Genomic DNA, 13,524 nt, shown 5'->3' on the forward strand with positions numbered 1-13,524 from the left:
CCGCTTTTTCGCTCGTTTTCGCCTTGTCTCGCCCTAGCTCGCGAGATCGTAAACAGGTTCTAAGTGGCGCCGGTATTTCAGCCTAGGCTTTCGATTTGACTAATGTACCAAAATTGGTACCATTCAAGTATGAGTGCCCCCATCCTGGATGTTCGTTTCTACCAGACGGCAAGCGGTACGGAACCCGTGTGTGATTGGTTGAAAGCGCTAGAGGCTCCGGACCGGAAAGTCATAGGCGCAGCCATCAAGACGGTCCAGTTTGGCTGGCCGCTTGGCATGCCCTTGGTGCGAAAAATGGCCAAGGATTTATGGGAGGTCCGCATCCATCTGCCTGGGCGTATCGCCAGAGTGATGTTCACCGTGGTCGCGGAGGCGATGGTTCTGCTGCATGGTTTCATCAAGAAGTCGCAGGCCACGGCGAAGGAAGATTTGGGGCTGGCGCTTGCGCGGCTCAAACAGCTAGGGAATACATGATGAACAAAGAGCATATCGGCAGCCGCTTCGATGACTTTCTGGCCGAAGAGGGCATGCTGGAAGAAGCCACGGCAATCGCCGTGAAGCGGGTGATCGCCTGGCAGATTCAGCAGGAAATGAAGGCGCAGAAGCTGAATAAGACCGCTATGGCAAAGAAAATGCATACCAGCCGCGCGGCCTTGAACCGCTTGCTGGATGACACGGATACCAGCTTGACGCTGGCTACGCTGGCAGGCGCCGCGACGGCGCTTGGCAAGAAAATCAAGGTGGAGCTCGTTCCCGCCTGAAGCGTGTTTTTGATCCAATACGAGCAAAAAGCACCGTTCCCTAATCAGGAAAACGGTGCTTTTTTACGATGGCAGCGCAGTTTACGGCTAGATCCGTCGGCCGGGTTTAATGCCGGCGTCGCGCGTGCCGCGCCTCCAGCCAGGTGCGCAGGATTTGCGCGTCGTGCAGCTGGTGTTGGCTGTCGAGATGGCGGTAGACCTTAACCCGGCGCGCGCCCAGCCACAGCATGTGCTCAAGGTAGTTGAAGAAACCCATCCAGTGGCCGCGCTGGCTGCGGTCGCCGAAGTCGATGTCGCGGGCGACGCGGCTGAGCAGGCCGGAACCGACATATTCCGGATTGTCCTTCAGCCATTGCAGCAGATGGGCGGCGCATTCGCGGCCGTAAGCGCAGGCGATGTCGTAGTTCTCGGAGGCAGCGGGCATTTGCCAGTAGTGGGGGTAGTCGCGGGAGGGCAGGTAGCGGACGAAGGGGAGCAGGGTGGCCTGCTGTTCGCGGGCGGCCAGTTTGTAGCGGCGGCGGGAAGGTAGGGTGTAAGACATGGTGTTTCTCCTGCTGTGACACAAGATAAACCACCTGCCGGGTGAGGCTGAGGTATTAGGCAGGCGCGTGGCAGGATTGGCGTACCGGTCCGAAGTCTTGCCGGCGAGCGCATAGCGCTCTCCCACCATGCGCCTGCCAAAACGGCCTTGCCATGGATAAAGCAGCCAACGCAGCATGCTGCGTTGGCTTGTCGACTTCGGAAACGGGACGCCAATCCCGTGTGCCGCTTGTGGGCGGCAACGGGGGGATTGTTCCTGAGGGAGTGCTTGGGGTCAAGGCGGGGTGGTTGCTTTGATTGAGCGTGGCTTACTTGTTGAGTGATCTGGTTTTGAATCCGCTGCGCGGATATTGATTTAGGGCCGGTTCCGCCCGGCGAACGGGGAGGGGGCGGGCCGCCGCCCCCTTCCATCCCCCCTCGTCCCCCAGGACGCGAAACCCCGAAGAAAAAGGGGCCTGCAAGGCGCGGCTGAACTCGCGATTTGCTAACGTCAAATCGCTCAAACAAAGCAGCCGCTTAAAACCTTGCAGACCCCTTTTTCTCCGGCGCGCCCCGAGGGGACTCTTGGGCGCTACACGAGGTGGTCAATTCTCTAAATAGGAGGAAGTTGATTCACTACTTGGGCCGCTCTGTGGGTAACTTTGCGCTGTTCCCTTTTCTGTGGATATCTCCAAAGAGCCAAGGAGAAACCACGTTTGCGACGCGCCCCTGGTCCCTTCAAGCCTGCCGTCGGGTGGCAGGCCCGAGGTTTTAAGCGGCTGCTTGTTCGAGCAGCGCGACGTTAGCGCGCTGCGAGTTCAGCCGCGCCTCGGGCCTGACGGGACCCGGCGGGAAGCCGCAGGCCAGGCTTGCAGGGCGGCCTTTGGGGTGAAGGGGAATTTGGCCGAGCAAATTCCCCTTCCTGCCCGCCGGGCAGCCCCGGCAATCAAAATCATCATCCGCGCAGCGGATTCAAATGCCCTCGCGACGCTGCGCTTGCCTCGCTCGGTCAGCGCGGAAAGCGGCACCCAAATCATCATCCGCAAAGCGGATGCAACAACGCCCCTCACGCAAACGCCAAAGCCCCGGTCAAATCCCCCGGCGGCTGCGCGCCGCGCGCGCGGAAGGCCGCATTGCGCGCGCTTACCCCTTCCAGCTCCGGCAAATCATGCAGCCGGCTGATGAAACGGATGATGGACGTGGTGTCGTAAAAGGTGTGATCCACATGCCCGCGCTTGGCGAACGGCGAGGCGATGATCGCCGGAATCCGCGAACCCGGCCCCCAGCGGTCCCCCGGCGGCGGCGCCACATGGTCCCACCAGCCGCCGTTCTCATCGTGAGTGATCACCACCAGCATATGCTTCCACTGCGGGCCGCTCATCAAATGCTGCAACACATTGGCCACATGACGATCGCCGGATTCCACGTCGGAATAACCGGCGTGCATGTTCAGATTGCCCTGCGGCTTGTAGAAGGCCACCGCGGGCAGTTTGCCGGCCACGGCGTCGGCGATGAAGCGGTTGGAGATCGGGCTGTCGCCCAGGCCGCCGTCCAGCAGATGGCGCTCGCGGGCGGCGCTGCCGGGCGCGAACTGGCGGAAGTAGTTGAAGGGCTGGTGATGATATTGGAAGTTGGGCGCGTCGCCGCCGCCCTTGCCGTCCAGCGCCGCCTGCCAGCTGCCGCCGTACCAGGCCCAGTCTATGTGCTTCTCGGACAAGAGGTCGCCTATGGTGCGGTAGTTTTGCGGCGGCAGGGTGCTGGGGTCTTGCGGGTCGGCGTAGCGCTTGTCGCCGCCTTCCGCCGGCCGCACGAAGCTGGGCTGGTAGGGCGGGGCCATGGTGTTGACCGCGTAGCCGTCCGGGGTGATGGCGCCGCTGTTGACGAATTTGGGCGGGCCGTCCAGCGCCGAGGCCGGGGATTTTGGGTCCAGCGCCAATTGGTGGCCGGTGGGGCCGTCGGCCAGCACGGCGATTTTCTTCTTGGCCGGGGTCTGGGCGGCGTTGAAGTATTCCGGAGTGCGCGCGGAGATCAGGAACTGGTGGTTGAGATAGGAGCCGCCGAAGGCCGCCATGAAAAAGTTGTCGCACAGGGTGAAACGGCGGGCGATCTGCCATTGGTTGAGCGTGCGCGCGGTGTCCGGGTAGTGGCCCATCACCAGCGCGCCGGAATCGGCCCAGGCGACGAACTGGTCGTTGCGGCCGTCGTTGATCTGCATCTGGTTGTGATAGAACAGATGGCAGAGATCGCGGGTGATCACCGCTTCCGGCAGCGGCTGGCCTTCGGCGTCCTTCAGCGGGAAGGGCGCGTTGGGCAGGCCGTGGATGTCTTTTTCTTCGATGAAATAGCGCTTGCCGGCCACGGTCTGGCCGGTGGGCACCAGGCCGCCCCAGATCTTGGGCAGGCCGGACAGCGGCTGACCGTCGCGGTCGCGTTGCTGCGCCTGTTCCGGCTTGACCGCGCTCAGCGGCTGGGCCACGCCGGGAAAGTTGCCGTAGAGGTTGTTGAAGCTGCGGTTTTCCAGGTAGATCACCACCACGTTCTTGATATTGGCCTTGAGCAGCGCGTCCAGCTGGCCGTGGCGCGGGTGCTTGCTCGCTGTTGGCGCGGCGGCGGCCGGCAAGGCGCAACTGGCGCCGATGGCGGCCAGGCCTTCGAACAGGCGGCGGCGGGAGGGGTCTTGCGGGGCGTCCGTTTCGGCTGGCAACGGGCTGTCCTGTTCATCGGCGGCGGTCATGATGCGTCCTTGTCTGGGGGCGTGCGGTGTGGTCCATCATCCCGCCGCCGTGTTGCGGCTGGATGTCGGTGTTTAGTTGGCGCGCAGCGCGGCGGCGCGGGCTTCCGCCAGCGGCTGCAGCACTTCTTCCGGCAGGAATTCGCGGAACAGGGTGTCCGCCGGCGGCGCCTCGCGCAGCAGTTCTATCGGGTCGCGGCCGTCCAGGCTGCCAAGGTTGGGCGCGTGGACGAAGTAGCCCAGCAGCCGTTGCAGCCGCGGCGGCAGCGTGCGGGCCAGTTCGCGGGAAACGGCGAGGTATTGGTTTTCCGCCTGGCGCAGCCAGCCCAGGTTGTAGCTGATGACCACGCCGGTACGCGCTTGGGCGCTGTGGTTGGCGCCGCCGCCGTGGACCAGCGAACCCAGATAGATCAGCACCGAGCCGGCGGGCATGGCGGCGCTGATGACTTCTTCCGGCCTGGGTTCTCGCGGCTCGGGCCAGCGGTGGCTGCCGGGCACGACGCAGGTGGCGCCGTTCTGTTCGGTGAAGTCGTCCAGCGCGTACATGCAGTTGATCATTTTTTCCGATCCGGGCGCGGTGCCGGGGAACATCAGATCATCGCTGTGCAGGAATTGGCGCGGTTCGCCGGGGCCGATGCTGATGGCCTGGGTCAGGTTGAGCTGGTATTCGCGGCAGCCGCGCAGCAGGAAGGCGTCCATCACTTGCAGGATCAAGGGATGAATGGCGAGCTCGCGGGTGGCGGGCACGCGTTCGATCAGGCCGCTGAGCCGGCGGGTGACATGGCCGTAGAAATCACCCTGACAGGGGGCGGTGCGGTCCAGCAACGGTTGCAGCTGGGCGCGGAACTGTGCCAGGCCTTCCGGGGTCAACAAGTGCTCGATCACGATGCCGCCGTCTTGTTCTAGCGCGGCGATCAGGGTTGCCGGCGCGGTGTCCGGTCGGAAGTGTTGCAGGCTGGGCATGTGTTGGGTTCCATCGCATTGTCGAGTCGCCGACGCGGTGCGCGGCGCTGTGCTGTGGTGGGATGTTATATTCCGGACATTCGCCATGTCTGCGGAGCCGGCCTTTAGGTCAGGTCATTGACTATCTATATAGTGAATGTATTTATTAATGTGAATGGCGTTCGCCGCGGCTTGTGCGCGGCGGGTTTTCGACCTTACCCTGAGCCCTTGCCGCCATTCGCCGCTGAGGAGTCCGCATGAGTGTGTCCCTGTTGAGCCGTTACGCTTTTTTCTCCTGTTGTCTGTTGTTTACCCTGTTCAGCCTGCCTTTCGTTCATTACGAGTGGCTGTGGCCGTTCACGCTGGCTGCCGCCGCGCTGACGCTGCTGGGGGTGTTCGATCTGCTGCAAACCCGTCACGCGGTGCGGCGCAACTACCCGATCCTGGGCAATATCCGTTACCTGGTGGAAAGCATCCGTCCGGAAATCCGCCAATATCTGCTGGAGTCCGACCGTGAGCAGTTGCCGTTTTCGCGCGCGCAGCGTTCGCTGGTGTACGCGCGGGCCAAGAACGAGGGCGCGGACAAGCCGTTCGGCACCTTGATCGATGTATACCAGCCGGGTTTCGAGTTCATCAGCCATTCGATGCGGCCGGCGCCGCTGAGCGATCCGGCCGGTTTCCGCGTGGAGATCGGCGGCCCGCAATGCGCGCAGCCGTATTCGGCGTCCCTGTTCAATGTGTCGGCGATGAGTTTCGGCGCGCTCAGCGCCAATGCCATCCGCGCCTTGAACCAGGGCGCGCAGCGCGGCGATTTCTATCACGACACCGGCGAGGGCAGCATCAGTCCTTACCACTTGGAGCATGGCGGCGCGCTGGTGTGGGAGCTGGGCAGCGGTTATTTCGGCTGCCGCGACGCGGTCGGCGGTTTCGACGCGGAGCGCTTCGCCGAGCAGGCGCGCAATCCGCAGGTGAAAATGATCGAGATCAAGCTGAGCCAGGGCGCCAAGCCTGGCCATGGCGGCATTCTGCCCAAGCACAAGGTGACGCCGGAAATCGCCGCCACCCGCGGTGTGCCGCTGGGGCAGGATTGCGTGTCGCCGTCGCGCCACAGCGCGTTTTCCACGCCGCTGGAGATGATGGCCTTCATCGCGCGGCTGCGCGAGCTGTCCGGCGGCAAGCCGGTGGGCTTCAAGTTTTGCCTGGGCCATCCGTGGGAGTTCATGAGCATCGCCAAGGCGATGCTGGAAACGGGGATTCTGCCGGATTTCATCGTGGTGGACGGCAAGGAGGGTGGCACCGGCGCGGCGCCGCTGGAGTTCACCGACCATATCGGCGTGCCGCTGCGCGAGGGCTTGCTGTTTGTCCACAATGTGCTGGTGGGCCTGAATCTGCGCGACAAGATCAAGATAGGCGCCAGCGGCAAGCTGGTCAGCGCTTTCGACATCGCCAGCGTGCTGGCGATAGGCGCGGATTGGGCCAATTCCGCGCGCGGCTTCATGTTCGCCATCGGCTGCATCCAGAGTCAGAGCTGCCATACCAACCGCTGCCCCACCGGGGTGGCGACGCAGGACAAGCTGCGCCAGCGCGCGCTGGTGGTGCCGGACAAGGCGGACCGGGTGTTCCATTTCCATCGCAACACCATGAAGGCGCTGGCGGAGATGCTGGCCTCGGCCGGGCTGGAGCATCCGTCTCAGCTGCGGCCGCACCACTTGGTGCGCCGCGTCAGCGATACCGAGATCCGCCTGTTTTCGCAGCTGCACGTTTTCCTCAAGCCGGGCGAGTTGCTGGAGCCTGAGATCAAGGCGGCGTTCTATGGCCGCATGTGGCAGATGGCGCGGGCGGACAGCTTCGAGGCCCAGCTGGTCTGAGCCTATTGCGGGGAGGGCGCGGCGCCGCTTTCTTCGTCGTCCGCGTCCTTGGGCGGCGGCAGGATGCGCCATTGACCGTCCTGGCGGCTGAAGCGCATCCGTTGCTCGCGCTCCACCGGCTTGCCGGTGAGTTTGCGGCCTTGATAGCGGACTTCGCAGTCCAGGGTGGCGTTTTCTTCGTCGGCCTGGCAGTCGTCCACCGCGGTGACGCGCAGGTCCTTGAGCATGGATTCCACCATGGAGCGCATCAGCAGGGTGTGGGTGGATTCCGGCTTGGCGTCGAGATCGGCGAGCGTCTGGGCCTTGAAGGCGGCTTCCGCCTCGGCCGGCGTTGGCTGTTCGGCCGGGGCGGCTTGGGCGAAGCCGGCGGCCAGACCGGCGAGCAATATGATGATGTTTTGTTTCATGCCGCGACTTTAAGCCGGTTTGACCGGGGCCGGCAAGGCGGTCGATGGCGCCGGTTTTTATTCGCGGTGGTGGGCGATCAGCTTGGCCAGCGCGGCGCTGACCAGCGGGTTGCTGACGCTGGAGGCGGCTTCTTCCATGCCGTCCAGCGCGTTTTGGCTGATTTTCAGTTTCTTCTCGCGCGGCTTGCGCGCCAGGCGCACGTCCACCTTGACCCGGGTCTTGCCGGCGATGAAGCCTTGCTTGGCCAACTGCGGCAATAGGCCGGGCGCGAGCATGCGCAGGCGGGCGGCGATGATGCCGGTGTCGGTGTAGATCACCAGTTCGTCGTCGCGGATGCGCACGGCGCGGCAAGTGCCGGCCAGCAGCGGCGGCAGCAGCTTCTGGAAGGCGCGGTCCAGCTTCATCAGCTCTTTGGCCTCGGCGGTGAGCCGGGTCAGGGTGCTGTCTTTGCTGGCGATGTCGTTGAATTGGCGTCCGGACATGGCGGGCTGTCTAGTGAAAACAGTTCATTGTAGCCGCTGACGGGGGCGCTTGGGGAGGCTGAGGCCAGTGTGCTGCGGAGGGCCGGCCGGGCGCGGGCCCGGCCGGAGGCCTTATTGGCCGCCTTCCACGTCTTCCAGACTGAAGGTTTCGGTATGGTCGTTGTAGGAGAAGATTTCCGCGTAGCGTCCCCAACTGATCACGGTGTCCAGCGTTTCCTCGGCGGCCTCGTCGGACAATGAGTCTTCCAGTTCCTGGGCGAAGCGCAGCCGCGGCGCGCGCTGGCCGGGGCGTTCCTGCAGCACTTTGCGGATGTGGGCGGCCATGGGCACATGGCGCTGCAAGTGCTCGGCGAACTGCACCTTGCGTTCCTGGGTGCCGTAGTCGGCGAACAGCTTGCCGGCGGCGGTGAGCAGGATGTCGCCGTCCTTGAGTTCGGCGAAGCCCAGATGCTCGAGAATTTCCGCCACCGGGAATAATTCATCCACTTCCAGCCGCAGTTTTTCCGCGATTTCCGGCATGTCGGCCTTGCCGTGGTAGGGCGCTTGCGCCACTTCCTCGATCAGGCCGGCCATCAGGTTGGTGGAGACCTCGCTCAGCTGACTGCCGATTTCCAGCGGCAGCTTGTGCAGGGTGTGGGCGCTGCGGCGCGCGGTCATCAGCGCGTAGATGTCGTCCACCATCTTGCGGAAGGCCGGGTCCAGCCGGTTGCGGCGATGCGGGAACGGCACTTTGATCTCCGCCACCACGCGGCCGGGGTTGGACGACAGCACCAGGATGCGGTCGCACATGAACACGGCTTCTTCGATATTGTGGGTGACGATGAGCACCGACTTGATCGGCAGCTGGCCCTGGCTCCACAGGTCCAGCATATCGGTGCGCAGCGTTTCGGCGGTGAGCACGTCCAACGCGGAGAAGGGCTCGTCCATCAACAGCAGCGTCGGATTGACCACTAGGCCGCGGGCGAAGCCGACGCGTTGGCGCATGCCGCCGGACAGCTCGCGCGGATAGGCGTTTTCAAAGCCGTCCAGGCCGATCAGGTCGATGGCGGCCAGCGCGCGGCGGCGGCGTTCCTTGGCTTCCACGCCCAGCGCTTCCAGGCCGGCTTCCACGTTTTGCAGCACGGTCAGCCACGGGAACAGCGCGAAAGTCTGGAACACCATGGCCACGCCTTCGGCCGGGCCGGTCAAGGGCTTGTCGTGGTAGCGGACGTCGCCGCTGCTTTGCTTGATCAGGCCGGCGATGATGCGCAGCAAGGTGGATTTGCCGGAGCCGGAGCGGCCGAGCAGGCCGACGATCTCGCCTTCGCGCAGCGTCAGGTTGACGTCGTCCAGCACCTGGATTTCGTCATTGCCCTTTTTGAAACCGCGACAAACGTTTTCCAGCCGGAAAATTTCCCGCCCCGGGGTGATGGTGTCTTGAGTCATGGTTGCCCCTTAGTTGAGACGGAGTTTGTTTTCGGCGATCGCGTACATGGGACGCCACAGCAGGCGGTTGAACAGGACGACGAACAAGGACATCACCGCGATGCCGAGCAGTATCTTGGGGTAGTCGCCGGCGGCGGTGGTCTGGGCGATATAGGCGCCCAGGCCGTGGGCGGCCAGTTTGTCGTCGCCCCAGGACACGTATTCGGACACGATGCTGGCGTTCCATGCCCCGCCGGATGCCGTTATCGCGCCGGTGACATAGTAGGGGAAGATGCCGGGCAGCATCACTTGCCGCCACCATTGCCAGCCGCGGATGCGGAAATTGGCCGAGGCTTCGCGAAAATCGTTGGGGAAGGCGCTGGCGCCGGCCACCACGTTGAACAGGATGTACCACTGGGTGCCGAGCACGATCAGCGGCGACAGCCAGATGTCCGGGCTCAGCTTGAAGTGGACGATGAAGACCACGAATACCGGGAACAGCAGGTTGGCCGGGAAGGCGGCGAGGAATTGCGCCAGCGGCTGGATCTTTTCCGCCAGCGCCGGGCGCAGGCCGATGTAAACGCCCAAGGGCACCCAGACCAGAGAGGCCAGCAGGATCAGCAGCGATACCCGCAGCAGGGTGATCAGGCCCAGGCCCAGCACGCGCAGCACCTCGGATGCGCCCACTTCGCTGTGGATGAAGGTCACCAGCTTCCAGCTGGCGAGCAGGCCCAGCACCGCCACCAGCAGCCACCAGACCACGTCGATGCCGCGCGACACCGGGGTTTGCGCTTCGGAATGCAGGCCTTGCGGCAGCCGGTAGTCGAGACGCAGCCGGGCGAGCACGCGCAGCAGTTTGCTGAAGGGCTTGAGCAGTTGCTGGATGGCGCGGGTGCGCTGGATCAGGTTCAGCACCCAGGATTCCGGCGCCGATTGGCTGGCGGTGTCTTCCAGGCGGAATTTATCGGCCCAGGCCACCATCGGGCGGAACAGGAATTGGTCGTAGATGATGATGACCACGGTCATGGTCAGGATCACCCAGCCGACGGCTGCGAGGTTCTTGTTCTGAATGGCCATGGCCAGGTAGGAGCCGACGCCGGGCAGGGTGACGGTCTTGTCGCCGACGGTGATGGCTTCCGAGGCCACCACGAAGAACCAGCCGCCGGACATGCTCATCATCATGTTCCAGATCATGCCGGGCATGGAGAACGGCACTTCCAGCTTCCAGAACTTCTGCCACGGCGTCAGCCGCAGATTGACCGAGACTTCTTCCAGATCGCGCGGCACGGTGCGCAGCGATTGGTAGAAGCTGAAGGTCATGTTCCAGGCCTGGCTGGTGAAAATGGCGAAGATGGCGGCGAATTCCGCGCCCAGCACCCGACCGGGAAACAGCGCCAGGAAGAAGGTGACGGTGAAGGAGATGTAGCCGAGCACCGGCACCGATTGCAGGATGTCCAGGATGGGCACCAGCAGCAGGCCGGCGCGACGGCTCTTGGCCGCCAGCGTGCCGTAGATCAGGGTGAAGACCAGGGCGGCGGCCATCGCGGCCAACATGCGCAGCGTGGTGCGCAATGCGTATTCCGGTAGATTGGCCGGGTCCAGCGTGATCGGCACGGTTTGCAGCGCGGTCAGCGGCGCCCAGGTTTCGCGGATGCCGGTGGTGGCCATCAACAGGAAACCCAGCAATAGCGGAAACGCGATCAAATCCCAGCGGTTGGGAATCAGCCGCTTGGCGGTGGCGGGCATGAAATGGCGGACAACGGTAGTCATCTGGCCTCTCCGGTTTAGCGCCGCCGACAGCGCCGCCTGCGGCGGTCAGCGGTTCTTTAGTCTGTTTTATTCGGGCGGAGCCGCGGCAGCGGGACACGCGGCCGGAAGCGGCATGCCCGTCATCTGAAGCATAGGCCAAGGGCATCGGGCGTGGACTACGGGCAAGGCCATGCATCGGGAATGGGTACGCATGGCGTCGGCGCTGGATACTAGCAGAGTTGTGAGTGCGGGAATGTTACCGGCACGGCAGATTTGTTGGTGTTTTGTGACGAATTGTACTGACGCAAATCAAGGGCTTGGGCGTGGCGCCGCCGCGCGGTGCAACCGGGGCGGGCGGCGCGGCCGGCTTGTGTTTTACTCCACGTTGCCCGCGGGGGCGCCCGCCGCCACTTCCACGGTCTTGACGCTGAGCGTGGCCGGGCTGGGCGCGACGCCGTTGCTGACGGCACCCACCTTGTGGAACACGCAGCTGAGCTTGGCCGGGGTCAAGGTCACCAGCGCATAGCCCTGGGCGTCGCTGTCCACGTATTTGAGCCAGCTGTTGAAGCTTTGCAAGGTGTTGGTGAAGGTGTTGACCACCTGGCCGCCGGCCGTGGTGTAGATCAGCGGCTTGGCCTTGGAGAAGGCCGGCACGGTGTCCACCACGTTCTTGAAATAGCTGAACAGCGAGTTGCTGGACACGCCGGCGGTGACCAGGTCCACCATCACCGGGCTGGGGCTGGCGGCGTCGTAGTCGTCCATCACCGGGCCGGCGAAGAAGGCGTGGATGTCGCCGGTGAGCGCCACCACATTGCCGATGGACTGGGCTTTCAGATAGGCCATCAGCGCCTTGCGCTCGGCGTTGTAGCCGTCCCATTGGTCGGCGTTGAGGATGAATTTGTCGAAGAACAGCGACGGCGGCAGGCCGGCGTCCAGGCCGGGCTTGATGCTGGCGTTGAAGGTGCCGGCGGAGATCGCGCCGCCGCTGAGGCTGCTCAACAGCGGCTGGGTGTTGGTATAGCTGACCACCGGAGTGGCGCCGCTGGTGTTGGCGGCGGCCAGGTCCAGATAGAGCGCGCCTTGCAATTGGGCGATTTGCGGCTGGCTCAGCGTCAGGCCGAAACCGGCCAATTGCGGCACCAGGCCCTGGGTCAGCAGCGCGGCGACCGCGACGGTGCCGTCAAAGCCCATGCGCAGCAGCGATACTTCATTGCCCCACAGCTTCCAGGTGGTGGTGGCGGACTTCATCTGGCCCTGCCACCAGGCGCGCTGGGTTTCGCCCAGCACCGACACGCTCAGCAGATTGCCGCCGGTGGACGTCATCTTGGCGGCTTCGACCTGGGACAGGATGTCCTGCGGCACGAAGTAGCGGCTGCCGATTTCGCTGCCGGTCTGGGTTTCCGGAATGATGTGATCGCTGCGGTACAGGCGCTCGTCGGTCATCACCAGCGTGGCCAGGTCGCCGAACACGAAGCTGCGGTAGATCTGGATGTTCTGGAACGAGGGATTGTTCAGGTCCAGCTGGACATCGGCCGGCATGTTTTCGAACCAGGCTTGGCTGGCACTGCGGCGGCGCGCGGTTTGCGGCGTGCTGTCGTCGGTGGCGCTGTATTCCTGACGGTCCTGCCAGCAGTCGTCGGAAAACTCGTGGTCGTCCCAGATCGCTATCATCGGGAAGCTGGCATGCAGCTTCTGCAGCCGGGCGTCGCCGCGATAGGCCTTGTACAGCGAGCGGTAGTCCGCCAGCGTGGTGGCGTAGATCGCGCCGTCGGCGCGCTTGGTGCCATTGGGCAGGCTCAGCGCCGGGTGGCGGCTTTCATTGCCGCCGCTCTGGAAGCCGGCGCCGACGGTCTCGTAGATGTAGTCGCCCAGGTGGACGATGAAGTCCAGGTCCTGGTTGGCCAGTTCGTCGAAGGCGCCCCAGTGGTTGACGCTCCAGTCCTGACAGGAAATGAAGGCGAACTTGAGCTGGGACAGCGGGGTGCCGGCCGCCGGCGCGGTCTTGGTGCGGCCGGTCATGCTGACCGCCGCGCCGGTGAGGAAGCGATAGTAGTAAGTGGTGGCGCTGTTGAGCCCGGTGACTTTGTGGCGGAGGGTGTAGTCCCAGGCGGGCTGGGCGCTGAGCGCGACATTGACCAGCAGGGTGGTGAAGTCGGCGCGGTCGGACAATTGCAGCGTGACCTTGATGTTCTGGCCGCCGCTGCCGCCGTCGGCACGGGTCCACAGGATGATGCTGTCCGGCTTGGGGTCGCCGGAGGCCACGCCCTGGCCGAAACCGCTGCCGGCTATGCCCTCGGCCGCGTCCTTGCCCCCCGGCTGGCTGGCTGCGCCGCCGCTGCCGCCGCAGGCGGACAGGGCGCCGGCCGCGGTGGAAACGGTCAAAAAGCTGCTCCATTTCAAAAACTGTCTGCGATCCATCTGTTCCCCTCTGTAGGTGGCGCTGCGTGTTGCGCGGTTGAGCCGGGCCGTGGACGGCCCTTGTTTGGAAAGGCGCTATTGTTTGAGGGGATTATTAAATTGGCATGACAGCGGGTGTCAATTTAATTGAGTGTTTGCTCGAATTTGCCGGCGAATCGTAGTCTAAAACCAACACTTGTTTGATTCGCGGCCGGCCAAGGCCGCGGCGAGCGAGGTGGGAGCTCAGGCAGGGGAGCGGCTTC

11 protein-coding genes are annotated in these 13,524 nt (G+C 64.1%); 3 read left to right on the top strand and 8 right to left on the bottom strand.

The window, feature by feature from the left end; translation table 11 throughout:
* Positions 1-129 precede the first annotated feature (129 nt).
* Both ACE3QM_RS11380 and ACE3QM_RS11385 read left to right on the top strand, forming a co-directional pair.
* Entirely contained in the window at positions 130-474 is a 345-nt protein-coding gene (locus ACE3QM_RS11380) for a type II toxin-antitoxin system RelE/ParE family toxin (RefSeq protein WP_374421945.1), read from the top strand.
* On the top strand, positions 474-761 hold the full coding sequence (locus tag ACE3QM_RS11385; protein WP_081546910.1) for an XRE family transcriptional regulator: 288 nt from the start codon (positions 474-476) through the stop codon (positions 759-761). Before ACE3QM_RS11380 ends, ACE3QM_RS11385 begins: the two co-directional genes overlap by 1 nt.
* 106 nt (positions 762-867) lie before the next feature.
* Here the strand turns inward: ACE3QM_RS11385 and ACE3QM_RS11390 are convergent, their stop codons facing one another.
* From ACE3QM_RS11390 to ACE3QM_RS11400, 3 genes are all read right to left on the bottom strand, one after another.
* Positions 868-1,302: a hypothetical protein gene (locus ACE3QM_RS11390; protein WP_374421948.1), complete on the bottom strand. Its 435-nt coding sequence runs from the start codon at positions 1,300-1,302 to the stop codon at positions 868-870.
* A gap of 1,044 nt (positions 1,303-2,346) precedes the next feature.
* Entirely contained in the window at positions 2,347-4,014 is a 1,668-nt protein-coding gene (locus ACE3QM_RS11395; RefSeq protein ID WP_374421950.1) for an acid phosphatase, read from the bottom strand.
* Between the two features lie 72 nt (positions 4,015-4,086).
* Positions 4,087-4,974, bottom strand: a complete 888-nt coding sequence (locus ACE3QM_RS11400; RefSeq protein ID WP_374421952.1) for a phytanoyl-CoA dioxygenase family protein — start codon at positions 4,972-4,974, stop codon at positions 4,087-4,089.
* Between the two features lie 236 nt (positions 4,975-5,210).
* Between ACE3QM_RS11400 and ACE3QM_RS11405 the strand changes: the two genes are divergently transcribed.
* The gene (locus tag ACE3QM_RS11405; RefSeq protein WP_374421954.1) at positions 5,211-6,821 is read left to right on the top strand and encodes an FMN-binding glutamate synthase family protein; all 1,611 of its coding nucleotides are present in this window, start codon (positions 5,211-5,213) and stop codon (positions 6,819-6,821) included.
* A gap of 2 nt (positions 6,822-6,823) precedes the next feature.
* Here ACE3QM_RS11405 and ACE3QM_RS11410 read toward each other — a convergent pair whose 3' ends face one another.
* The 5 genes from ACE3QM_RS11410 to ACE3QM_RS11430 all read right to left on the bottom strand — a co-directional run bounded on the left by ACE3QM_RS11410 (position 6,824) and on the right by ACE3QM_RS11430 (position 13,246).
* Positions 6,824-7,228 (bottom strand): hypothetical protein, encoded by a 405-nt coding sequence (locus tag ACE3QM_RS11410; RefSeq protein WP_374421956.1) that lies wholly within the window; start codon positions 7,226-7,228, stop codon positions 6,824-6,826.
* A gap of 57 nt (positions 7,229-7,285) precedes the next feature.
* Positions 7,286-7,711: a DUF721 domain-containing protein gene (locus ACE3QM_RS11415; protein ID WP_048408313.1), complete on the bottom strand. Its 426-nt coding sequence runs from the start codon at positions 7,709-7,711 to the stop codon at positions 7,286-7,288.
* A 111-nt stretch (positions 7,712-7,822) separates the two neighbouring features.
* Positions 7,823-9,136, bottom strand: coding sequence for an AAA-associated domain-containing protein (locus ACE3QM_RS11420; RefSeq protein ID WP_048408312.1), 1,314 nt, complete (start codon positions 9,134-9,136; stop codon positions 7,823-7,825).
* A gap of 9 nt (positions 9,137-9,145) precedes the next feature.
* Positions 9,146-10,885 carry an ABC transporter permease gene (locus ACE3QM_RS11425; protein ID WP_374421959.1) on the bottom strand — a complete coding sequence of 580 codons (1,740 nt, stop codon included), beginning with the start codon at positions 10,883-10,885 and terminating at the stop codon, positions 9,146-9,148.
* 354 nt (positions 10,886-11,239) lie between these two features.
* Positions 11,240-13,246 (bottom strand): alkaline phosphatase, encoded by a 2,007-nt coding sequence (locus tag ACE3QM_RS11430; RefSeq protein ID WP_374421961.1) that lies wholly within the window; start codon positions 13,244-13,246, stop codon positions 11,240-11,242.
* Positions 13,247-13,524 lie beyond the last annotated feature (278 nt).

This window comes from Chromobacterium sp., from assembly GCF_041912965.1.
Lineage (GTDB): Bacteria > Pseudomonadota > Gammaproteobacteria > Burkholderiales > Chromobacteriaceae > Chromobacterium > Chromobacterium aquaticum.

Coding starts and splice junctions, on each gene's coding strand:
- ACE3QM_RS11420 (WP_048408312.1), bottom strand. CDS start 9,136: ATGACTCAAGACACCATCACCCCGGGGCGGGAAATTTTCCGGCTGGAA.
- ACE3QM_RS11425 (WP_374421959.1), bottom strand. CDS start 10,885: ATGACTACCGTTGTCCGCCATTTCATGCCCGCCACCGCCAAGCGGCTG.
- ACE3QM_RS11385 (WP_081546910.1), top strand. CDS start 474: ATGAACAAAGAGCATATCGGCAGCCGCTTCGATGACTTTCTGGCCGAA.
- ACE3QM_RS11390 (WP_374421948.1), bottom strand. CDS start 1,302: ATGTCTTACACCCTACCTTCCCGCCGCCGCTACAAACTGGCCGCCCGC.
- ACE3QM_RS11405 (WP_374421954.1), top strand. CDS start 5,211: ATGAGTGTGTCCCTGTTGAGCCGTTACGCTTTTTTCTCCTGTTGTCTG.
- ACE3QM_RS11400 (WP_374421952.1), bottom strand. CDS start 4,974: ATGCCCAGCCTGCAACACTTCCGACCGGACACCGCGCCGGCAACCCTG.
- ACE3QM_RS11410 (WP_374421956.1), bottom strand. CDS start 7,228: ATGAAACAAAACATCATCATATTGCTCGCCGGTCTGGCCGCCGGCTTC.
- ACE3QM_RS11380 (WP_374421945.1), top strand. CDS start 130: ATGAGTGCCCCCATCCTGGATGTTCGTTTCTACCAGACGGCAAGCGGT.
- ACE3QM_RS11395 (WP_374421950.1), bottom strand. CDS start 4,014: ATGACCGCCGCCGATGAACAGGACAGCCCGTTGCCAGCCGAAACGGAC.
- ACE3QM_RS11415 (WP_048408313.1), bottom strand. CDS start 7,711: ATGTCCGGACGCCAATTCAACGACATCGCCAGCAAAGACAGCACCCTG.